At 64.6% G+C, this 20,363-nt stretch carries 24 protein-coding genes and 1 pseudogene; 10 read left to right on the top strand and 15 right to left on the bottom strand.

The genetic code is table 11. The annotated features are described in order from the left end of the window. Window positions 1–73 precede the first annotated feature (73 nt). Window positions 74–1,573, top strand: coding sequence for a deoxyribodipyrimidine photo-lyase (locus AB3X95_RS30250; protein ID WP_368623275.1), 1,500 nt, complete (start codon window positions 74–76; stop codon window positions 1,571–1,573). A 40-nt stretch (window positions 1,574–1,613) separates the two neighbouring features. Further along, on the top strand, window positions 1,614–2,072 hold the full coding sequence (locus AB3X95_RS30245; protein ID WP_176123317.1) for a TspO/MBR family protein: 459 nt from the start codon (window positions 1,614–1,616) through the stop codon (window positions 2,070–2,072). Here the strand turns inward: AB3X95_RS30245 and AB3X95_RS30240 are convergent. Both AB3X95_RS30240 and AB3X95_RS30235 read right to left on the bottom strand, forming a co-directional pair. Next, on the bottom strand, window positions 2,069–2,251 hold the full coding sequence (locus AB3X95_RS30240; RefSeq protein WP_176107213.1) for a DUF3563 family protein: 183 nt from the start codon (window positions 2,249–2,251) through the stop codon (window positions 2,069–2,071). The two genes, AB3X95_RS30245 and AB3X95_RS30240, sit on opposite strands and share 4 nt — an antisense overlap. Before the next feature lie 109 nt (window positions 2,252–2,360). Next, a complete protein-coding gene (locus tag AB3X95_RS30235; protein WP_368623274.1) occupies window positions 2,361–3,539 on the bottom strand; it encodes a PHB depolymerase family esterase in 1,179 nt (392 codons plus the stop codon). 358 nt (window positions 3,540–3,897) lie between these two features. Between AB3X95_RS30235 and AB3X95_RS30230 the strand changes: the two genes are divergently transcribed. From AB3X95_RS30230 to AB3X95_RS30215, 4 genes are all read left to right on the top strand, one after another. Then, complete coding sequence (locus AB3X95_RS30230) at window positions 3,898–4,599, top strand: phosphatase PAP2 family protein (RefSeq protein WP_368623273.1); 702 nt, start codon at window positions 3,898–3,900, stop codon at window positions 4,597–4,599. Window positions 4,600–4,788: 189 nt separating this feature from the next. Further along, the gene (gene modA / locus AB3X95_RS30225) at window positions 4,789–5,562 is read left to right on the top strand and encodes a molybdate ABC transporter substrate-binding protein (RefSeq protein ID WP_368623272.1); all 774 of its coding nucleotides are present in this window, start codon (window positions 4,789–4,791) and stop codon (window positions 5,560–5,562) included. 22 nt (window positions 5,563–5,584) lie between these two features. Continuing rightward, entirely contained in the window at window positions 5,585–6,259 is a 675-nt protein-coding gene (gene modB, locus AB3X95_RS30220) for a molybdate ABC transporter permease subunit (protein ID WP_176123321.1), read from the top strand. 1 nt (window position 6,260) lies between these two features. Beyond that, complete coding sequence (locus tag AB3X95_RS30215; protein WP_368623271.1) at window positions 6,261–6,971, top strand: sulfate/molybdate ABC transporter ATP-binding protein; 711 nt, start codon at window positions 6,261–6,263, stop codon at window positions 6,969–6,971. A 63-nt stretch (window positions 6,972–7,034) separates the two neighbouring features. Here AB3X95_RS30215 and AB3X95_RS30210 read toward each other — a convergent pair whose 3' ends face one another. Beyond that, complete coding sequence (locus AB3X95_RS30210; protein WP_368623270.1) at window positions 7,035–7,880, bottom strand: TOBE domain-containing protein; 846 nt, start codon at window positions 7,878–7,880, stop codon at window positions 7,035–7,037. Between the two features lie 85 nt (window positions 7,881–7,965). Beyond that, window positions 7,966–8,667: an SDR family NAD(P)-dependent oxidoreductase gene (locus AB3X95_RS30205; protein ID WP_176367591.1), complete on the bottom strand. Its 702-nt coding sequence runs from the start codon at window positions 8,665–8,667 to the stop codon at window positions 7,966–7,968. A gap of 104 nt (window positions 8,668–8,771) precedes the next feature. On the opposite strand from AB3X95_RS30205, the gene AB3X95_RS30200 reads away from it, so the two are divergent. Continuing rightward, a complete protein-coding gene (locus tag AB3X95_RS30200) occupies window positions 8,772–9,020 on the top strand; it encodes a hypothetical protein (protein ID WP_368623269.1) in 249 nt (82 codons plus the stop codon). Here the strand turns inward: AB3X95_RS30200 and AB3X95_RS30195 are convergent. The 8 genes and pseudogenes from AB3X95_RS30195 to AB3X95_RS30160 all read right to left on the bottom strand — a co-directional run bounded on the left by AB3X95_RS30195 (window position 9,017) and on the right by AB3X95_RS30160 (window position 15,090). Continuing rightward, window positions 9,017–10,267: an MFS transporter gene (locus AB3X95_RS30195; RefSeq protein ID WP_368623268.1), complete on the bottom strand. Its 1,251-nt coding sequence runs from the start codon at window positions 10,265–10,267 to the stop codon at window positions 9,017–9,019. The genes AB3X95_RS30200 and AB3X95_RS30195 overlap by 4 nt on opposite strands. A 51-nt stretch (window positions 10,268–10,318) precedes the next feature. Then, complete coding sequence (locus tag AB3X95_RS30190; protein ID WP_176367588.1) at window positions 10,319–11,665, bottom strand: FAD-dependent oxidoreductase; 1,347 nt, start codon at window positions 11,663–11,665, stop codon at window positions 10,319–10,321. A gap of 104 nt (window positions 11,666–11,769) precedes the next feature. Then, window positions 11,770–12,492, bottom strand: coding sequence for an arsenical resistance protein ArsH (arsH, locus tag AB3X95_RS30185; protein ID WP_309235080.1), 723 nt, complete (start codon window positions 12,490–12,492; stop codon window positions 11,770–11,772). Further along, a pseudogene (locus AB3X95_RS30180) lies at window positions 12,485–12,571 on the bottom strand (arsenate reductase (glutaredoxin)); the annotation flags it as partial. The pseudogene AB3X95_RS30180 and the gene arsH, both read right to left, overlap by 8 nt. Before the next feature lie 28 nt (window positions 12,572–12,599). Continuing rightward, window positions 12,600–13,667, bottom strand: coding sequence for an ACR3 family arsenite efflux transporter (arsB, locus tag AB3X95_RS30175; RefSeq protein ID WP_368623267.1), 1,068 nt, complete (start codon window positions 13,665–13,667; stop codon window positions 12,600–12,602). An 18-nt stretch (window positions 13,668–13,685) separates the two neighbouring features. Next, window positions 13,686–14,180, bottom strand: a complete 495-nt coding sequence (locus AB3X95_RS30170) for an arsenate reductase ArsC (RefSeq protein WP_184228072.1) — start codon at window positions 14,178–14,180, stop codon at window positions 13,686–13,688. Window positions 14,181–14,193: 13 nt separating this feature from the next. After that, window positions 14,194–14,526 carry a helix-turn-helix transcriptional regulator gene (locus AB3X95_RS30165; protein WP_176367585.1) on the bottom strand — a complete coding sequence of 111 codons (333 nt, stop codon included), beginning with the start codon at window positions 14,524–14,526 and terminating at the stop codon, window positions 14,194–14,196. Between the two features lie 174 nt (window positions 14,527–14,700). Then, on the bottom strand, window positions 14,701–15,090 hold the full coding sequence (locus tag AB3X95_RS30160; RefSeq protein ID WP_184228073.1) for a tautomerase family protein: 390 nt from the start codon (window positions 15,088–15,090) through the stop codon (window positions 14,701–14,703). 98 nt (window positions 15,091–15,188) lie between these two features. Here AB3X95_RS30160 and AB3X95_RS30155 point away from each other — a divergent pair, with 98 nt between their 5' ends. Then, entirely contained in the window at window positions 15,189–16,040 is an 852-nt protein-coding gene (locus AB3X95_RS30155; protein WP_176367584.1) for a LysR substrate-binding domain-containing protein, read from the top strand. Between the two features lie 44 nt (window positions 16,041–16,084). Here AB3X95_RS30155 and AB3X95_RS30150 read toward each other — a convergent pair whose 3' ends face one another. After that, the gene (locus AB3X95_RS30150) at window positions 16,085–16,711 is read right to left on the bottom strand and encodes a hypothetical protein (protein ID WP_368623266.1); all 627 of its coding nucleotides are present in this window, start codon (window positions 16,709–16,711) and stop codon (window positions 16,085–16,087) included. 186 nt (window positions 16,712–16,897) lie between these two features. Here AB3X95_RS30150 and AB3X95_RS30145 point away from each other — a divergent pair, with 186 nt between their 5' ends. Then, window positions 16,898–17,260 (top strand): MbcA/ParS/Xre antitoxin family protein, encoded by a 363-nt coding sequence (locus AB3X95_RS30145; RefSeq protein WP_018424156.1) that lies wholly within the window; start codon window positions 16,898–16,900, stop codon window positions 17,258–17,260. Further along, entirely contained in the window at window positions 17,257–17,958 is a 702-nt protein-coding gene (locus AB3X95_RS30140) for an RES family NAD+ phosphorylase (RefSeq protein WP_176123333.1), read from the top strand. The genes AB3X95_RS30145 and AB3X95_RS30140 overlap by 4 nt, the downstream gene beginning before the upstream one ends. 37 nt (window positions 17,959–17,995) lie before the next feature. On the opposite strand, the gene AB3X95_RS30135 is transcribed toward AB3X95_RS30140, so the two are convergent. Both AB3X95_RS30135 and AB3X95_RS30130 read right to left on the bottom strand, forming a co-directional pair. Next, window positions 17,996–18,733 carry a metallophosphoesterase gene (locus tag AB3X95_RS30135; protein ID WP_368623265.1) on the bottom strand — a complete coding sequence of 246 codons (738 nt, stop codon included), beginning with the start codon at window positions 18,731–18,733 and terminating at the stop codon, window positions 17,996–17,998. Window positions 18,734–18,922: 189 nt separating this feature from the next. Next, the gene (locus AB3X95_RS30130) at window positions 18,923–20,353 is read right to left on the bottom strand and encodes a cytochrome c (protein ID WP_368623264.1); all 1,431 of its coding nucleotides are present in this window, start codon (window positions 20,351–20,353) and stop codon (window positions 18,923–18,925) included. Window positions 20,354–20,363 lie beyond the last annotated feature (10 nt).

Raw genomic sequence — 20,363 nt, 5'->3', positions numbered from 1 at the left:
ATCATTTTGGCGCGTGGGGCACGCTATGTGCGATGCCGGTCGTCAACTACCTTCATCCCGACTGCCCCTCCCGATGACACGCGCCCGCCGCCTGCGCGACAGTTTCGACGCCGGCCTCGTCTGGTGCCGCCGCGATCTGCGCAGCACCGATCATGCCGCGCTGTACTACGCGCTCAAGCATTGCGAGCGCGTCTGGTGCGTGTTCGTGTTCGACACGACGATCCTGCAGCCGATCGTCGATGCCTGGCAGACGCGCCACCCAGGCGAGCCGGTGCGGGATCGCCGCATCGACTTCATTCTCGCGTCACTGGCTGAACTCGACGGCGCGTTGCGCGCGCTCGGCGGCGGCCTCATCGTGCGATACGGCGATCCGGCCGAGCTGGTGCCGAAGCTCGCGGCGGAGTTGCGCGTCGATGCGGTGTTCGCGAATCACGACTACGAGCCAGTTGCGATCGAACGCGACGCGACAGTCGGCGAGCGTCTTAAGAATGCGGGCCGGCAGTGGCTAACGTTCAAGGACCAGACGATTTTCGAGCGCGACGAACTGCTGAACGGCCAAGGCAAGCCGTTCACGGTCTTCACGCCGTACAGGAATGCGTGGCTCAAGCAATTGAGCGCGTTCGACCTGAAGCCCTACCCGGTGGAGACCTACGCGAAGCATCTGGCGGCGCTGCCGCGCAAGCTCGACCGTCGGTTGCCCACACTCGATCAGCTAGGCTTCGCGCCGAGCAACCTGACGGACTTGCAACTGCCCGCCGGAATGAACGGCGCGCAACAGTTGCTCGATGATTTCCTGACGCGCATCGATAGCTACGCGGAGCGGCGCGATTTCCCCGCCACGAAGGGGCCCAGCTATCTGTCGGTGCATTTGCGCTTCGGCACGGTATCGATCCGCACGCTCGCGCGGCTCGCGTACGAGATGTCGCTGCAACCCGACGGCAAAGGCGCGGCAACGTGGTTGTCGGAACTGATCTGGCGGGACTTCTACTTCATGGTCCTCGCGCACCATCCGCGCATCGCGAAAGGCGCGCCGTTCAAACCGGAATACGAGCATTTGCGCTGGGAAAAAGGCCCCTCGGCCGACGCAGCGTTCGCCGCCTGGTGCGACGGCCGCACCGGCTATCCGCTCGTCGATGCCGCGATGCTCCAGTTGAACCGGACCGGCTATATGCACAACCGCCTGCGCATGGTCACAGCGAGCTTCCTCGCGAAGGATCTCGGCATTGACTGGCGGCTCGGTGAGCGCTACTTCGCCGATCTGCTGAACGACTTCGATTTCTCGGCCAACAACGGCGGCTGGCAGTGGGCCGCCTCGACCGGCTGCGACGCGCAGCCTTACTTCCGCATTTTCAATCCAGTCACGCAATCCGAAAAATTCGACCCCGACGGACGCTTTATCAAACGATATCTACCCCAGCTCGCCAGGTTGCCGGCAAAATGGATTCACGCGCCGTGGCTGGCGGGCGCGGAGCGGCTCGCGGAGTTCGGCGTGGTGCTAGGCGGGAATTATCCCGAGCCGATCGTCGATCACGCACAGGCCCGCGAGCGCACACTGGCCAGATACGGAAAGTGAGTGCCCGCTCACATCAAAAAGAAAGTCTGGAGGGATGGAGATGCGCCGTCTGCCGTCGCTGCTCGTGTTTCTGATTCTGACGCTGGCGGCCGGCTGGGCCGCGAGTCTGTCGCTGCCGGACGCGTGGTACACGAGCCTGCAAAAGCCCGCGTTCAATCTGCCGAACTGGGTTTTCCCGCCGGTGTGGATCGTGCTCTACGTGCTGATGGCGTTTTCCGCGTGGCGCGTGTGGAAGCGCGACGGCCCTAGTGCGGCGATCGTACTGTGGGTTGTGCAGCTTCTATTCAACGCTGCGTGGATGTGGCTGTTTTTCGGCCTGCATCGGCCGGAAATGGCGCTGATCGACATCTTGATCTTGCTGCTGCTGATCGTGATGCTGACGTATGTGTTCTGGCGGCGCGATCGCCTCGCGGGCGTTCTGCTCGCGCCGTACGTCGTGTGGGTCGCGTATGCAGCGCTATTGAACTACGCGTTGTGGCAGCTGAATCCGGCTGCTTAGCCGTAGTGCTGGCTCATCCACGACGGCGCGCGCACGTTCGATTCCTGATCGAGCTTGCGCATACGGAATTCGAGGTCGTAGAGATCGGTCGCTTCAGCCAGATAAGCGTCAGCGCGCTCTTTTGCGAGCTGGTCAGGCGACTTGGTCAAAAACAGGAACAGGCGGCTGAGCAGATACATGGTTCACCTCGGCAATGATAGCTAGGCGTTTACGCCTAAGGGATAACCCGCATTATAGGGAAAACCCTGAGTTCATGCCACTATTCATTTTCGAAGTGTTGCTCGGGCGTCACCGGCCGGCCGACGATGCCGCCAATCCTTCCGCGATGCGGCCCGCGTCCGTGCGACGCTGATGCCGGAAAAACTCCCACAGCATGGCGCTCGCGTCCGGTCCCTTGGACGAATGAAACGGCAGCGCATCGTCGCCGCCGGCCCATGCGTGGCCGAGCCCCTGCACGCGACATACCCGCACCACACGCCGACCGCCGCGCAGATAATCGCGCACCACGACGCCATTTTTGCGATCTTCGCGCGTCTCGCCGGCTTTGCGCGCGCCATTTACGTCGATGAGCCGGTTCAGGCGCACGAACTGTGCCGCCAACTGGTCCGCGTTGACCGGCGCGACCACATGGTCGGCGTCGCCGTGGATGATCAATGCCGGCATGCCCGGGTACTGCGCGACGTTCGTCGTTTCATCGACGAGTTCGACCGGCTCGCGACGCGCGCCACGCCGCATCACGTCCATCGCGGTAATGCCGGAGCGGGCCTCGCCGAAGGCGGGGCCGGAATGCAGCGCGACAGCGGCGAAATGCTGCGGATACTTGACGGCCAACAGCGCCGTCAGCCCCGCGCCCGCCGAAATCCCCGCCAAGTACACACGCTCGCGGTCAAAGCCATGCTGCTCGATCAGCGCATCCACCAGCGATACGACCGCACGCGCTTCCGCGCCGCCCGCGTTGTCGCCGGCGTCGTACCAATGCCAGCAGCGGTGCGAGTGCGCGTGCTTCGATTGCTCGGGGTACACGACCGCGAAGCCGTAGCGGTCGGCGAGCAGGTTCATGCGCGTACCTTCGGCGAACTCGTCGATCGACTGCGTGCAGCCGTGCAGCATCACGACGAGCGGCATCGCCTCGTGCGCGTGCCCGGACGGTATATAGAGCCCGTACTGCAGATGATTGACCAGCCGGCCCGGTGCGGCCGGCGCGGAATGGAACGAGCGCGTCCACGCCCCGCTCGCCCATGCGGCCGCGCGTGGACGCACGCGCGACTCGCGCGGCGCTTCGCGTTTCGCGGGCGCGCGCAGCGCGGCAGTCGGCTTCAGTGGATGAGCCTTGCTCGACGGTTTGGTGGTAGCGGCGCGAGCCGGTCGCGCCTGTGCTCGCTTGGCGGTTTTTTGCGCGTGTTCGGTTTGGATCGCGAGCAGCCGCTTGAAACCGCGCAGCCAGATTTTCGACAGGCTTTTTGCCATCGGCGATAACCTCGCAAAAGGGACAAATACGGACCGCAGATACTGCGGAAGAATGGAGTTGTGCAATGCACAATAACATCATTCCTCCTGCGTTGCTGAATACCGGGGCCGCTCTTCGCGCCGATGCCAGCCACCGCGAACCTTGCCGGCGGCCTGTCGTCAAACTGCGCGATAGCTGTTCGGCAGCGCACACTTCGGCGTGCAAAAGCGCTCCGCGCCGCGAGACCGTTCACGCGACACCCGACTATACTGGCGGTTGATCTCCCGACGTCTCGATCCGGGCCGCATCGGCGTTTCATGCCGGCTGCGCGCCGATTTCCACCAACCCGATTTCACGCGACCCCGTCGCGCTTCGCCCATGCCCGATTTACCGATCCACCTGTGGTATTCGATCACCAGCCTCGGCGGCGCCGGCTTGACGCTGCCGCTCGCGTTCGCCATAGCGCTGTGGTTGGCGGTCGGCTACTCGTGGCGGCTCGCGGCCTGCTGGCTCGCGCTGCTGGGTACGGCGATCGGCGTCGTGACGGTGACCAAGCTCGCCTTCCTCGGCTGGGGCGTCGGCGTGCGCGAGTTCGATTTCACCGGCGTCAGCGGTCACTCCATGCTGTCCACGGCCGTCTATCCGGTCGCGCTATTTTTGATGCTATTGCCCGCGCGCCGCGCCATCCGGCTGCTCGGCGTGCTTGCGGGGCTTGCCGCCGGGCTGGCGGTGGGTTTGTCGCGCGTCGTGCTGAGCGCGCATTCGCCGTCCGAAGCGGTGACTGGCTGCCTCGTCGGCGCGCTTGCCGCGCTCGTGTTCGTGCGGATCGCGTGGAATGCGGAAGCGGACCGGCTATCGGCGCTGCCGGTCGCCGTCAGCATGATGGTGCTCGCACTCTTGATGCACGGCGTGCACGTGCCCACGCAGCGCTGGGTCACGCACATTGCGTTGAAGGTGTCCGGCCACGACCGGCCGTTCATCCGCGCAACATGGCGGTCCACCCGCATCATTCGACCGTCGCCCGCGCCGCTGTCGCAAACGCGCAATACGCTCGAGCCCATGCGCAGGTCGGACATCTGAACGCTGCGCCAGCCCTTCCGGCGCGTTTTCGAGCTTCCTTTTACAGTTTCGTAACACTTCGCTTGCGCTCGCGCCGCGCGTGAAGCGCAACGCCGAGTCGGTCGTTTCGCCCACCGCTATAACCGCGCATATATTACGATAGAGTTTTTAAGCTACTGCATCCCGTTCTAGTCCGACTTCCGGTCCTCCATGACCCTCTCTCGCCATCTGAAGCAATACGCGCTGTGCGTCGCAGCCGCCGCCTCCGTCATCGTCAGCGCGAATGCGCACGCCGATGAACTGGTGGTTTCGGCCGCCGCCAGCCTGACCAATGCGTTCAAGGCGGTCGGCGACGCGTTCGAGCAGCAGCATCCAGGCACCAAGGTTCTGCTGAACTTCGGCGCGTCCGACGTGCTGATGCAACAGATCGTCAAAGGCGCGCCCGTCGACGTTTTCGCGTCCGCCGATCAGAAGGCAATGGACAAGGCCGCCGCCGAAAAGGTGATCGTGCCGGCGACGCGGCGCGACTTCGCCGCCAACTCGCTGGTGCTGATCGTACCGGCCGACAGTCATCTCGCGCCCGCCAACCTCAACGCGCTGACGACCGCGAACGTCAAGCGCGTCGCATTCGGCGATCCGGCCTCGGTGCCGGTCGGCCGCTACACGCAGGGCGCGCTGCAGGCCGCGGGCGTGTGGGACGCGGTCAACGCGAAGGCGGTGCTTGCGTCGAACGTGCGTCAGAGCCTCGATTACGTCGCGCGCGGCGAAGTCGACGCCGGTTTCGTGTTCGGCACCGACGCCGCGATCATGCCCGACAAGGTCAAAGTCGCGATGAGCCTGCCGACGCAAACGCCGATCACCTATCCGATTGCGCAGGTCGAAGGCAGCCATCACGCGGCCGACGCTCAGGCATTTATCGACTTCGTGCTGTCGCCCGCCGGCCAGGCGGTGCTCGCGAAGTACGGCTTCAAGCCGGCGCATTGAGTCACGCGGAGAGCACGCGCTCATGGAACAGGCCTGGGTTCCGCTGCTGCTGTCGCTGAAGGTCGCGGGCTGGGCTACCGCGCTCAATCTCGTGCTCGGCGTCGCGGTGGCGCTCGGTCTGTCGCGCTGGCGCTCCGGCGCGCGCGACGTGATCGATTCGCTGCTGATGCTGCCGCTGGTGCTGCCGCCCACCGTGCTCGGCTACTACCTGCTCGTGCTGCTCGGCCGACGTGGCGTGATCGGCGCGTGGCTCGACCGCTTCGACATCCAGCTCGTCTTCACGTGGCAGGGCGCGGTGATCGCGTCGACGGTGGTCGCGTTTCCGCTCGTGCTGAAGTCGGCGCGCGCCGCCTTTGAAGGCGTCGATCCGCAGCTGGAGCACGCGGCGCGCACGCTCGGGATCAGCGAGGGCGCGGTGTTTTTCCGCGTGACGCTGCCGCTCGCGGCGCGCGGCATCCTCGCCGGCGGCCTGCTCGCATTCGCGCGCGCGCTCGGCGAATTCGGCGCGACGCTGATGGTCGCAGGCAATCTGCCGGGCCGCACGCAGACACTGTCGGTCGCGGTCTATTCGGCGGTGCAGGCCGGCGACGACAGCACGGCCAACTTCCTCGTGCTCGTGACCTCGGTCGCGTGCGTGACGATCCTGCTGCTCGCGGGACGCCTCGTGCCGCAGCACACGCTTCTTAGAGCCCGCTGACATGCCGCTCAACGTCGCCATCCGCAAGACTTTCGAGACCGCCGAACGGCGCTTCACGCTCGACATCGCGTTCAGCGCGAACACGCAGCGGCTCGTGCTGTTCGGACCTTCGGGCGCGGGTAAGAGCCTGACCTTGCAGGCGATCGCCGGCTTGCTGCGTCCCGATGAAGGGACCATCACACTGCACGGCACCACTTTGTTCGATAGCGCGGTCGGCATCGATCAAAAGCCGCAGGCGCGCAAGATCGCGTATCTGTTTCAGGACTACGCGCTGTTTCCGCATCTGAACGTGCGGCAGAACATCGGCTTCGGGCTGCACCGGGGCTGGCTCAATCCGCGTGCGTGCGGCGCGCACACGGAGGTCGATTACTGGCTCGACGCGCTCGAACTGAGGGGCGTGGCCGGCAATCATCCGGCGCAACTGTCGGGCGGTCAGAAGCAGCGGGTCGCGCTCGCGCGCGCGCTGGTTTCGCAGCCGCGCCTGCTGCTGCTCGACGAGCCGTTTTCCGCGCTCGATAGCCAGTTGCGCCAGCGCATGCGGCGCGAGCTATCGGACTTGCAAACGCGGCTCGATATTCCGATGGTGCTGATCACGCACGATCCCGACGACGTTGCCGCATTCGGCGATCAGGTGGTGCAGATCAGCGACGGCCGGGGCCGCGAAGATCATCCTTTTACCGGGTATGCGCGCAGCGAAGCGTCACCTCGTTGAACGGCTGGCTTGGCGCCATCGCTTTGCGGCTTGGCTTGCGCCTCCACTACGCCCCGGCAACCCTCAATCCTTCACGCCGAGTATCACGCTCGACGCCTTGAACACCGCGACCGCGCTCGCGCCTTCCTGCAAACCGAGCGTGTCGACGCTGCCATTGGTGACGATCGCGGTGATCACCGCGCCGCCTTCGAGCCCGAGCGACACTTCCGCGTTGACCGCACCGCGCTTCACGCTCTGCACGGTGCCGCGCAACTGATTGCGCGCCGATAACTTCAACGGCGCATCGCCATCGCCGTCACCCGCTACGAGCAGCACGACCCACGACGCCTTGATCAGCGCAAACGCCGCCACGCCGACCGCGAGCCCGAGCGCTTCGGTGCTCTCGTGCGTGAGCACGGCGACGATCGTGTGGCCGCCGGGCAGCGCGAGCGACACTTCGTCGTTGACGGTGCCGCGCTCGATTGCCGACACCGTGCCGTAGAACTGATTGCGCGCGCTCGTCTTCACGCCGATGCGGCCGATCAGGTCCCAGTCCGTCGCGAAGCCCTCGCCGATCGCCTCGCCGGCGCGTTCGAGAAAGCGCCGATGCTCGCGCTCGACCGCGCGAAACGTGTCGATCAGTTTCACCGCGCGCGGCGTCAGCGTCGTGCCGCCGCCGCCCTTACCGCCGGTCAGACGCACGACGAGCGGCTCGCCGGCGAGGTTGTTCATCGTATCGACGGCATCCCACGCACCTTTGTAGCTGATGCCGACCGCCTTCGCCGCGCTCGTGATCGAGCCGGTCTCGCCGATCGCCGCCAGCAGCGCGATACGGGCCGCGCCGCCGAGCGTCTGGGTGCCGGCTTGAAACCAGACGGAGCCGCCGAGTTCGAGGGCGTCGCGCGGAGGATCGGGGCGGTCGGTGGTCATGGCGGACAGCGGTCGAAAGTACGTGGTAGGGCGGAAAATCATTATAGCGACGCGCTCTTGCGCCACTGGCCGCTGCGCTTGCCGATCACCACGGCACGACTCTGCCGAGGTAGTCGAGGTAATGCAAACCGGCGCGGCCTTGGTACGCGTCGATCGTGCCGACCAGGTTCGGGATGCTTTCGTCGATGCTCAGACGCGCGTCCGGCCCGCCCAGATCGGTTCGCACCCAGCCGGGCGCCATCAGCAGCAAGGTTTTGGTGTCGCTTCGATGACGCGCAGCAAAACTGCGCATGAACATATTCAGCGCAGCCTTGCTGCCGCGATAGACCTCGTAGTTGCCGTTCTCGTTGTTGGCGACGCTGCCCTGCCCCGACGACATCACGCCGATCGTGCCGCTCGGCCGGACGAGATCCTGCAGCGCCTCGACGACCCGCATCGGACTCAACGCATTGGTCACCATCACGCGCACGAATTCGTCGGTCGATACATCAGCGATCGTTTCGCTATCGTCGTTCTTGACGCCGGCATTGACGAACAGGATGTCGATCGGGCGTCCTTCAAGGCGGCTGCGCAGCGCGGCGACCTGTTCGGGAATCGTGATGTCGACCGTTTCGACTTCGAGCGCCGCATACGTCTTCGCTAGCTGCAGAAGCCTGGTCGTGGAATTTTGCCTGCCGGTGGCGATGACTCGCCAGCCGCGTTTCAGGTACTCCTCGACCATTGCGAAGCCGAGGCCGCGCGAGGCGCCGATCAGAAGCACGGTTTTTTGTTCGGTTGCGGGTTGCATGGAGCGTTTCCTGTCGATGGACTCGGGTTGAAACCGGTCAACGAAATATAGTCACGCGCGAAATCGTCGACAATGAACAAGCGCCCAAATCAGGAGACCGCGCGATGTCACCTTCTCATGAATACTGGTTCCCGGCCAAACGCTATGGCTGGGGCTGGGGCTTTCCCGTGCGCTGGCAAGGATGGATGACGCTGCTCGCGTATTTCGTGTTGCTCGGAGTGGTCGTTTTCCGGGTTCAACCCGTGGTGCATCCGCTCACGTTCGCGTTGCTGGTCGCGCTATTAACCGCGGCCCTCACGGTCGTGTGCAGGCTGAAGGGCGAGCCGCCGCGCTGGCGGTGGGGTAAGGACTAGCCGGCGCGCTCCGTCACCGGATTCACGGAAATATTGGTTCGACGCGCGCAAGCCATTGCCACGCCAAACGCCGCCAGAGAAACCAGTGACACCAACAGCACAGCCCACTCCACTGGAAAATAGCTCTGCCCGATTGTCCAGATCATCGCGGCTGAAATCGGCGCGACGCCCTTTGCAATATTGGACGGCGTAGAAAGCAGCCCGTTAATCGCGCCAAATCCTTCGACCCACATTACGTCCTGCACAATCGTTCCACGCAGGATGGTCATCATGCCGTTCGCTCCGCCGTAGATCAGCGCGAAAACGATCAGCAGCACGGGCGATGCCCCGGCAATCAGCAGGATCACCACCGACACCGGAAAAGCGGTCGTGATGACCAAGCCGACGATCTTCGGAGAGACGTTGCGTCCAAATGCGAACCACAGAACACGCGCGAGAACCTGAGCCGGGCCGATGAGCGCCATCGTCAACAGGATGGTTGACTGTTGGACATGACGCTCGGCCATCAGCGGAACAAGGTGAAAAGTCAACGCCGCGAACGTGACGTAGTAGGCGGTAAAGCACACCGCGAGCGCCCAGAACACCGGTGAGCGTAGCGCGCGCCGGGTGGACGCGGCGTTCACCGCCTTGACCGCGCCCTTGTCGACCGCAGCAGCATGGCGCGCGTCGTTTCCGCGGATCGCCAGTGCGTGAATGGGTAGGCATACGCAAAGATTTATCGCCGCTAGCGCGAGCAGCGCGTGACGCCACCCCAGCAGATTGATGAGCAACTGCGTGAGCGGAATGAATGCGGTGCTCGCGAATCCAGCGACAAGGGTTATCAGCGTGATCTTCGTGCGGAAGCTGCCCGGATAATTTCGCGTGATCACTGCGAAAACCGGGTCGTACAGCGTGGCCGCCATCGAGATGCCGAGGCCCACCCATGCGACGAATAGCATCGCCAGGCTGTTTGCCTGTGACCACATCACGAGCATTGCGGATGCGGGCAGCGATCCCACCACCATGACGGCCCGGCCGTGTCCGTGGTCGATCCAGGTGCCGACCGGATACGCAGCCAGCCCGGACACGAGCAACCCGACAGACAGCGCCGCGTTGGTCGATGTCCGGCTCCAACCGAGCGCATGTTCCATCGGTACGACAAAGAGCGAGAACGCGTAGTAGATCGCTCCCCACGAAACGAGTTGCGCGGTGGCTAGTGCCCATGTCGCGATCGAACCTTGATCCTGCTGCTGCGCGAACGCTGTCACTTCCTTATGCCCCTGTTGTGCGCCCGGTTTAACCTGAATTAATGCTGCCTGTTACAACGTCGCGCAACATGCCTTCCCTGCGACCGGCACCGTTGCCGGCGCACAGCACGAGCTCTTGCTGCCGTCCTGCCCGCTCACATCACGGTCGGTACTGCATACACCCGTTTCCGGCAGCTCGAGTTCGACGCGACGCGCGGCCTCGATGTCGCCCGCGAGCCATGCCGCAATGGAGCGCACCTGTTCGTAGCCCGTCGCCATCAGGAAAGTCGGAGCGCGGCCATAGCTGGCCATTCCGGCGATGTAGAGTCCCGTATCGGGCTGCGCCAGTATCTCGGCGCCATGCGGCCGCACCGTGCCGCATGAATGGAGATTCGGATCGATCAGCGGGGCGAGGGCGCGAGGGCATTCCAGCGCCGCGTCGAGATCGAGACGGACTTCTCGCAGGATCTGCAGTTCCGGTCGAAGCCCCGTCGCTACGATCATTTCGTCGACCTCGACGGCACGCCCGTCAGCGTCCCGAACCTCGAGGGCACTACGGTTCACCCTGATTTCGTCGACGGCAAACGGCGTCAGCAGTTCGATGCGACCCGCGTTGACCAGTTGCTTGAGCCGCTGACCCAGTGCGCCGCGCTCCGGCAACTGGTCAGCGTCGCCCCCGCCGTAGACCTGACCTGGCTGCGAGCGTCGCATCGCCCAGACGAGTGTCGCGCCAGGCTCCTGCGTTGCCAGCTTGGCGAGGTCGATCAGCGTGCCGATAGCCGAGTGTCCAGAGCCGATGACCAGCACCTTTTTGCCCGCGTAACGGCTACGGTCTGAGCCCAGAACGTCGGGCATGCCGTAACGGATATGTGCGTGAGCCGCCTTTTCACCGATAGCCGACAATCCGGACGCGCCAGCCGGAGCCGGATTCCCCCACGTGCCCGTCGCAACGATGACGGCGCCCGCAACGAAGCGCCCTTCTTCGCCATTTCGTTCCTCGAAGCGGATTTCGAACGGCTGCTGCTCGCGCTGCGCGCTCTTGACTTTGCCCGTGCGAATGCGGGCGATACCGGTGACGCGCGTGCCAAGACGCAGACAACCAGCAATCTCAGGCGTGCGCGCGAGCGGCAGCAGATACTGCTCGGCCAGTTCCCGCCCCGTCGGATAGGCGTCAGCGTCAGGTGCCGACCATCCTTGCCGTTCGAGCAACGCACGCGAAGCGCGGTCGATGTTGTACTGCCACGACGAAAACATATGAACATGGCCCCAGGCCAGCGGCGCAGCGCCTGCCGTTTCTTCCGCTTCGAAGATGACCGGATTCAACCCTTGCTGGATCAGATGAGCGGCCGCAGCGAGACCAACTGGGCCTCCACCGATGATTGCGACGGGCGGAAACGAGTCGAACTGTTGTTTGGACACCTGGGGCGCAGAGGCGCTCTTCGGGCGGCAGCATGAAGACACGGCTAACTCCTGAGTAGGTAGTTTCTATGCAGTCGAGAGCAAAGCGATTGCGTATGGCGGAGTCAGTGGCCAGTCTGATTCACGCGCTTCGACAGTTCCTCGGCGCTTTCCTTGCGCTCGCTGTATCTGTCGACCAGATACGGGCCAATGTCGCGGGTCAGCAAGGTGAACTTGACCAGTTCTTCCATCACATCCACGACACGGTCGAAATAGGAGGAAGGCTTCATGCGTCCAGCCTCGTCAAACTCAAGGAACGCCTTCGCGACAGACGACTGGTTGGGAATGGTCAACATGCGCATCCAGCGCCCGAGGACACGCATCTGGTTTACCGCGTTGAACGACTGCGATCCGCCGCTCACCTGCATTACCGCGAGCGTTTTTCCCTGCGTCGGACGGACGGCCCCGACCGAAAGAGGAATCCAGTCGATCTGCGACTTCATGATCCCGGTCATCGCACCGTGGCGCTCAGGCGAGCACCAGACCATGCCCTCCGACCATTGCACCAGTTCTCGTAGTTCGGCCACCTTCGGGTGGGTATCCGGTGCATCGTCCGGCAGCGGCAGACCGCTCGGGTTGAACGTGCGTACCTCGGCGCCCATCGCCGTGAGCAGGCGCGCGGCTTCTTCCGTCAGCAGGCGGCTGAACGAACGCTCGCGAAGCGAGCCGTAGAGCAGCAGGATACGCGGCGGATGAGTCGATGCGGTCGCGGGCCGCAACTGGTCGATGTCGGGTACGCGAAACAGCGCCGCGTCGAGTTGGGGTAGATCAACGATGCGCTCAGACACGTTTGCCCTCTGCATCGATGACCACTTCGCCGTCTTCCTTGCGGAACGGTCCGCGCTGAGGGTTCGGCAAGAGGGTAACGTGGTTCATGTACTTTCCCCGGTGCCATTCAGGCACATTCGTACCAGTTCCTGGAACGGTTCACGACGCGCACTACGACCAGCATCACCGGCACTTCGACGAGCACGCCGACCACGGTTGCGAGCGCAGCACCCGATTCGAAGCCGAACAGACCAATCGCGGTCGCGACAGCCAGCTCGAAGAAGTTGGATGCTCCGATCAGCGCGGACGGGCAGGCAATGTTGTGCTTTTCACCAACCGCACGATTGAGCCAGTACGCAAGGGCCGAGTTGAAAAACACCTGGATCAGGATCGGAACAGCCAGCAGCACGATGACCAGCGGCTGCCTGATGATCGCCTCGCCCTGGAACGCGAACAGCAGCACGAGCGTCACCAGCAGTGCCGTAATGGACCAGGGGCCCAGCTTCGCCATGAACGCGTCGAATGTCTGCGGCCCCTTTGCGAGCAGCGCCTTCCGCAAGAACTGCGCGAGGATGACCGGAATGACGATGTAGAGCACGACGGATGTGAGCAGCGTCGCCCACGGCACGGTAATGGCCGACATGCCAAGCAGCAGCCCGACCAGTGGTGCGAAGGCGATGATCATGATGCTGTCGTTCAAGGCGACCTGTGACAGCGTAAACAACGGATCGCCACCGGTCAGCCGGCTCCAAACGAACACCATCGCCGTACACGGCGCGGCGGCCAGCAAGATCAGCCCGGCGACATAACTATTGAGCTGGTCGGCGGGCAGCATGGGCGCAAAGAGGTTCTTGATGAACAGCCAGCCCAGAAATGCCATCGAGAACGGCTTGACGAGCCAGTTCACAAAAAGCGTGACGCCGATCCCCTTAACGTGCTGACGGACCTCATGCAGTGAACCGAAATCGACCTTGATGAGCATCGGGATGATCATCACCCAGATCAGCAGTCCGACCGGGAGGTTGACGTGGGCGTATTCCATCCGCCCGATGTGCTGAAAGACGCCGGGAAAGACCTGGCCCAGCACGATCCCGACGACGATGCACAGCGCGACCCATACGGTCAGATATCGCTCGAAGAAACTGATGGCGGGCCTCGGCGCTTGTGTCGGCGACGCGATGTTTGGGATATTCATTCGACTGTTCGACGGAAATCAGCTTTGCTGGATGCGGTTCAGGGCTCGCTGAAGGTCGGCATTGTTCAAGGTATCCAGGGGCAATGCCAGAAGTTGCAGCATGCGATAGCCAATCGCCTGGCGCGTCAACTCGAACGCCTGCCGTTTGCCTTCGTCGCCTCCCGGCGCATTGGACGGGTCGGCGTATCCCCAATGCACCTTGACGGGACTACCGGGCCAGTACGGACATTCCTCCGCCGCAGCGCTGTCGCACACCGTGATCACCACGCGCATTTGCGGAGCGCCTTGCGCCACGAACTCATCCCAGCTTTTACTGCGATACCCCGCTGTATCGATACCCGCGTTCGTGAGCGCTTCCAGAGCGAACGGGTTAAGGCGGCCGCTCGGCGCGCTGCCTGCGCTATAGGCGCGCACATCCTTGCCAAGCTTTTTGGCCCAATGATTGAGCATGCCTTCGCCCAGCACGCTGCGCGCCGAGTTGTGGGTGCAGAGGATCAGAACATTCGTGGTCATGACGGAGTTCCGGTCATTGTCTGCTGCTGCAGACGTTGGGAACATCGCCTGCGGCGCAGGATGCGCCGGCACAGCAGTTCTCCGTAAGAAAACCGATCAGGTCAGTCATCGCGTCGAAATTTGCCGTGTAAATGACGAAGCGTCCGTCCTGACGAGACTTCACCAAGTCGGCGTGAGACAGATCCTTCAGGTGGAACGACAGGCTCGACGGCGCAAGACCCAACTGTTGGCCGATTTCGCCGGCGGGCATGCCTTCGCGGCCCGCGACAACCAGAAGACGGAAGATCGCGAGTCGCGAGTCATGAGCAAGCGCGCCGAGCGCACGGACAGCAAGGTTCGGGTTCATGAGCAGAGCATACGTCAATGGCTTCGACATTTCAAGATTTATGGAAATATCGATCGTGATGCTCGACGGATCGGGAGAACAAGGGTGGGTGGCGACTTCGCTGTGAATAGCGCCCAGTCAGCGCTAAAGCGGCGGGCGTCCCATGTGAGCCATCTGCGCCCGCCCAATGCGTGGCTACAACGGGGAGGCGTACTGCGCAATCCCATTCCCAAACGACCAGTTCTCCTTCTCGACCTCGACGAGATTGATGAACACATCCTCGGGCCGCACGCCGGGCGACTTGCCGAGTTCATCGACGATGCGCCGGTACAGCGCCTTCTTCTGCTCGACCGAGCGTGTGTTGCTGACGGTCAGCTGGATCACGACGAGATCGTCGCCGCGCTCGATATTCTGGTATTGCCGGTCGTAGATCATGTTGCCGGCGGTGTGCTCGGTGATCAGCATGAACATGTCGTCCTTCGGCACGTTGAACGTGTCCACCAGCGAGCGCTGAATACTGGCGGTCAGCGCTTGGCGGTAGTCGGCCGGCTTGCCGGCGCGCAGTGAGATTCGGGTGAGCGGCATGACGGGCTCCTTGTTGCGGTGTTGGGTTGAACACAGCTTAGGCGCGCTAGATCATAATAAACAGATATCCATGCCTATTTCATCCATTTCCATCTGAAATGAAAGTCCTCGATCTCGATGCGGTGCGGGCCTTCGTGCTGGTCGCCGATCTGCGCAGCTTCACGCGCGCCGCCGACGCGCTCGACACCACGCAATCGGCCGTCAGCCTGAAGTTGAAGCGACTGGAGGCGCACCTTGGCAAGCAGTTGCTGGAGCGCACTCCGCGCGTGGTGCGTCTGTCCGCCGACGGTCACGCGTTTCTCGGCGCCGCGCGCGAGTTGCTGAACGCGCACGAGCGCGCGCTCGGTGCGCTGTCGGTGGAGCGGCGCCGGCTCGTGCTCGGGCTCAGCGAGCACGTCGCGGGACCTGATCTGCCGCACCTGCTGGGCCGGCTCAACGCGCACGATCCGGGTCTGGTGGTCGAGTTGCACATGGGCACGTCGGCGGCGCTGCTCGCGCAGTTCGACGAACGCCGGCTCGATGCGGCGATCGTCCGCTACGGCGCCGACGAACCACCGCGCGACGACGCGCAGACGCTGTTCAGCGAACCGCTCGGCTGGCTCGCGACGCCGACGTGGCTGCCCCGACTCGATGAGCCGCTGGCGCTCGCGCTATTGAGCCCGCCGTGTAACGTGCGCGACGTCGCGCTGCGCACGCTCACAGCGGCGGGGGTCGCATGGCAGGAGGTGTTTGTGGGTGGTGGTGTCGCGGCGGTGGGCGCGGCCGTGGCCGCCGGGCTCGCCGTGTCGCCGCTCGCGCGCCGGGTTGCGCCGCGCGGTCTGCTCGACGTCGGCGCGCGGCTCGGCCTGCCGGCACTGCCGGAATCGCGTGTGACGCTGCATTCGCGCGTGCGCGAGGCTCGCTCGGCGGAAACGCTGCGGCTGCTCGCAAACGGCCTCGCCGCGGCGTGACACGGCGACCGATGCCGGACCACGCCCCACTGCTCGAAGCGGCCTCAGTGGATGATCGGCGGCAGCGAACCGCTGCTGGCAGTCGCCGGATTGGGCGCGGAGCCCATTGGCGCGATGTCGCTAACGTTTGCGGACGTATCCGGCGAAGTCTGCACCGCGGGCCTGACCGGATTCGCACGGGAAACCGCCGGCTTGGCCCCGACTTTGTCCACGTGCGGACGCGCGGTGTGAGCTGCCGCGAAATCGGCATGCACGACCTTGCCCGGAGCCGGTTTCGCGTGCGCCAGTTGTACATGCGGCTGCGCGTGCTTCGCGGCCCGCGCGGTGACGGTGGCGTGCGACCGGTTCTGGCTCGAGGCCGCGACTTTCACGCCGCCGCCATGCGCCGCGAGCTTGCCGCCGTGGCCCGCGCCGGCCGATGCGACATGAGGCACCGCGTGCCGGACACGGGTAGCCTGCTGCGCATGCGCATCGGCCTTGGGCTTGACGCCGCTCCGCGTGGCCGCCTTCACCTTCACCTTCGCCGCTCCGGGCTGGTTCCGCGCGTGCGCCTGCCTGGTAACGTGTCCGCTCGCCTCCGGCGGATTCCATACTTCCGCATAACCGGCGGCCAACGCCGCCTCCGACACACACCACACGGCCAGCGCCGCTGCCACTGCTCGAACCCGCATCTGCTGCTCTCCTGATCGACGACTGCCAAAACGAGCCGGGATTATATTCTCTTGCAAAAATCCATTTATGGACTAATATCCTTAAAAAGTACACATAGGGACTTACCCGAAATGGCTCACGCTGCCCGAATTTCCTCGCCCGAGGCATCGCCGCGACGATCGCTTTCCGAACCCACGCTGACGCAGATGTCCGCGGCGGGTCTGCGTGCGTTCTTCAACATCGCGCGCGACTGGGACCTGAGCGCCGACGAGCAGATCGTGCTGCTCGGCAAGCCGGGCCGCTCGACGTTCTTCAAGTGGAGGGCGACGCCCGAGACCGCGCGACTCAGCCACGACACGCTGGAGCGACTGTCGCTGCTGCTTGGCATCTACAAGGCGCTGCAGATTCTGCTGCCGCAGCCGAGCGCCGCCGACACCTGGGTCAAACGCCCCAACAGCGCGCCGCCGTTCGGCGGCAAACGCGCGCTGGACCGCATGCTGGCGGGCAACATCAGCGATCTCGTGGCCGTGCGCCAGTATCTCGACGCAATGCGAGGCGGCTGGGCGTGACAAAACCGCAATGGCAGGACCGCTGGACCAGCGCCGCGCTCGACTGGACGCCCGCGTATCGTGTGATTCCGACGCGCTTTCCGGCCATCAACCTGTTCGACCGCGTCGCGTCGCCGGAAGATTTCGAAGCGCTGTACGCGCTCGAAGCGATGACCAACGACCGACTGCGCACCGAAATCGGCGAACTCGATCTGGTGCCGCGCGAGGAGCGCCGCTTCGGGCCGGGCTACGGGCCGATCATGGCCGCGCTTACGCATCTGAATCCGCTTGGCAGCCGCTTTTCCGACGGCACGTATGGGGTGTTCTACTGCGCGCGTTCACGCGAGACGGCGATCGCCGAAACGCGCTATCACACCGGTCAGTTCCTCAAAGCGACCGCCGAGCCGCCGATGCGTCAGCAGATGCGTCTTTACACGGTAGTCGCGCAAGGCGGCGTGGTCGACTTGCGTCGCGACCCCGAGCTCGATGAAGCCGTGCTATCGCCCGACGACTACGTTGCCGGCCAGGCGCTCGGGCGCGCGGTTCGCGAGGCGGGCGCGCCGGGCATCGTCTATCCGTCGGTGCGCGACAGCGCCGGCGAATGCCTCGCGGCGTTCCGCACGACGCTGCTGCGCGACTGCCATCACGCGGCATACCTCGAATACAACTGGAACGGCACGAGCGTGGATATGGTGTTCGAGTTGAGCCAGGTCGGGTGACGGAGGAGCGGCGCAGCCGCGTGGCGACTTCAGCCGCTCAAGGCAAGGCCAGTTCCGCCGCGCCTTCCGCGCGAGCGGCCTCGACCGAGATCGACCAGCGACGCAGCGCCTGCGGCTGCACGATCGTCAGCGTGCCGTCCGGCCCGAACGCGCCGGTATCGATGAACACCTGCGAGCCGATCTGCGTGATGTCGCGTACCGGCGTATGGCCGCAATAGGTCAGCGACAGCCCGCGCTGCCGCAGCGGATCGCCGTGACCGAGCGCGAGCTCGCGACCCCACAGCAATTGCTGGCGCGTTTCGGCCGAATAATTGCCCGCGTCGAGATCCGCATCCGAGCCGAAAAATTCGGCGTGCAGAACGTTGAAGCGCGTCTTGCCGCTGCCGATCACGCGCACGAGCGGCAGCGCGCGCAGATGCTCGGCGTAGTAACGCAGACGTTCGTCGGGCACGTCGGCCGCCCACGCGCCGCCGATGCCGTACCACCACTGCCGCCGCAAGCGGCCGTCGGCGACCGCGCACAGCGCGTCTTCGTGATTGCCGAGCACCGCATAGAACCACGGCTTCGCGAGCAGCGCGAGCGCCTGCTCCGAGTGCTCGCCCCGATCGACCAGGTCGCCGACGGAAAACAACCGGTCGCACGTCGGATCGAACGCGATCTGACGCAGCAGGTAGCGCAACGCATCGACGCAACCGTGCAGATCACCGACCACGAAATCGCGGCCGGCCACGTTGGCGTCGTGATGTTGAACGAAGTTGGCGGGAGTGGCATTCATCTCATCATGATAATGCCGCCGACGCGCCCGCGTATGCGGGGTGCCTATCGTATCCGCACGCCTCATCGAGCAAGAAAGACATCGAACGACGCAAAAACCACGCTGAAACGACACATTTGCGGCATGCGTTACCGGAATTGCATATTTTCGCGAATCACTCCTGCCGCGGCGCCCGTGTCCCCTCGCCTGCTATTGCAGCGTGCGCAGCTTCGCCACCTGGCCGGTCGTGATCGTCGCCTGCGGATTGCCGAACTGTTTCGTCACGTAGTTGGTGATCGCCGCGATCTGCTCGTCGTCGAGATGGCCGCCGAACCCGGGCATCAGCACGTCCGCGTGCGTGGTGGTGCGGTTCACGCCGTGCAGAATCACCAACGCGAGATTGTTCGCGTCGTTCGCGCCGACCGTCGAGTTGTGGATCAGCGACGGATACGCGCCCGGCGCGCTCGCGCCCACGCCCTGCCCGGTCCAGTTATGGCAGGTCGCGCAATTGGCGACGAACAGCTGCGCGCCGTTCACGCCGGTGATCGCGGTGCCGCGCAGCGCAGCGACATCGTTGGCGGGATTGCCCCATTGATGACGAGGACGCGCGTCACCGCCGCTCACGGCCGGCACCGAGCGCAAGAATGCGACGATCGAGCGCAGATCCACCGGCGTCAGATACTGCGTGCTGTTCGCGACCACTTCGCCCATCGGTCCGGCCGCGTTCGCGCGGCCCGGCGCCGCGCCGGTCGACAGATACGACGTGAGTTCGTCGTCGCGCCAGCTGCCGACGCCGCTCAGCTTGTCCGGCGTGATGTTGAACGCATGCCAGCCGGCCTGCACCGCACCGGAGAAACGCGCGCTGGACTGCAGCCCCTGCATGAAATTGCGCGGCGTATGGCATTCCTCGCAATGCGCGAGCCCTTCGACCAGATACGCGCCTCGGTTCCATTCGGCGCTCTGCTTCGGGTCCGGCACGAAGCGCCCTTCGGTGAAGTTGAACATGTTCCAGAACACCATCAGCCAGCGCTGATTGAACGGGAACTTGAGGCTGTTCGCGGGCGGCGTGTAGTGAATCGGCGTGAGCGTGTTCAGATAAGCGCGGATCGCGAGCACGTCCTCATTGGTCACGCGCGTGTAGGCCGTGTACGGAAACGCCGGATAGAGCCGCTCGCCGCCCTTGCCGATGCCTTCGTGCATCGCGCGCATGAAATCGGCGTCGCTCCATCGGCCGATGCCGGTGTCGGGATCGGGCGTGATGTTGGGCGTCACGATCGTGCCGAACGGTGTGCCGATCGGCAGGCCGCCCGCGAATGGGCGCGACTTGTCGGCCGTATGACAGGCCGCGCAATCGGCGGCACGGGTCAGGTATTGGCCGCGCTTCACGAGTTCGCCATTCTTCGCGGCGCTACCGTCGAGCGTGGCCGGGCCGCCGTCCGACGCCTGCGCCGCGTCGTCGGCGCGCGCCTGGGTGATCGGCATTTCGTCGGTCGAAACTGCGTCCGGGCCGTGCGACTCGTGCCACGCAATCGACAGCGCGAACAGCGAAAACGCGGCCGCGAGCGCCGCGCCGCCGAAGCGGCGGCGGGTGCCCTGCATCCGCGCAGAATCGGGCTGCGCGCGAGAGGTGTTCTTCAGCATTGTGGCTCTC

Origin of the sequence: Paraburkholderia sp. BR13444 (assembly GCF_040948755.1) — a bacterium.
Taxonomy (GTDB): Bacteria; Pseudomonadota; Gammaproteobacteria; order Burkholderiales; family Burkholderiaceae; genus Paraburkholderia; species Paraburkholderia youngii.
This window is presented reverse-complemented; position numbering and strand designations above follow the sequence as displayed.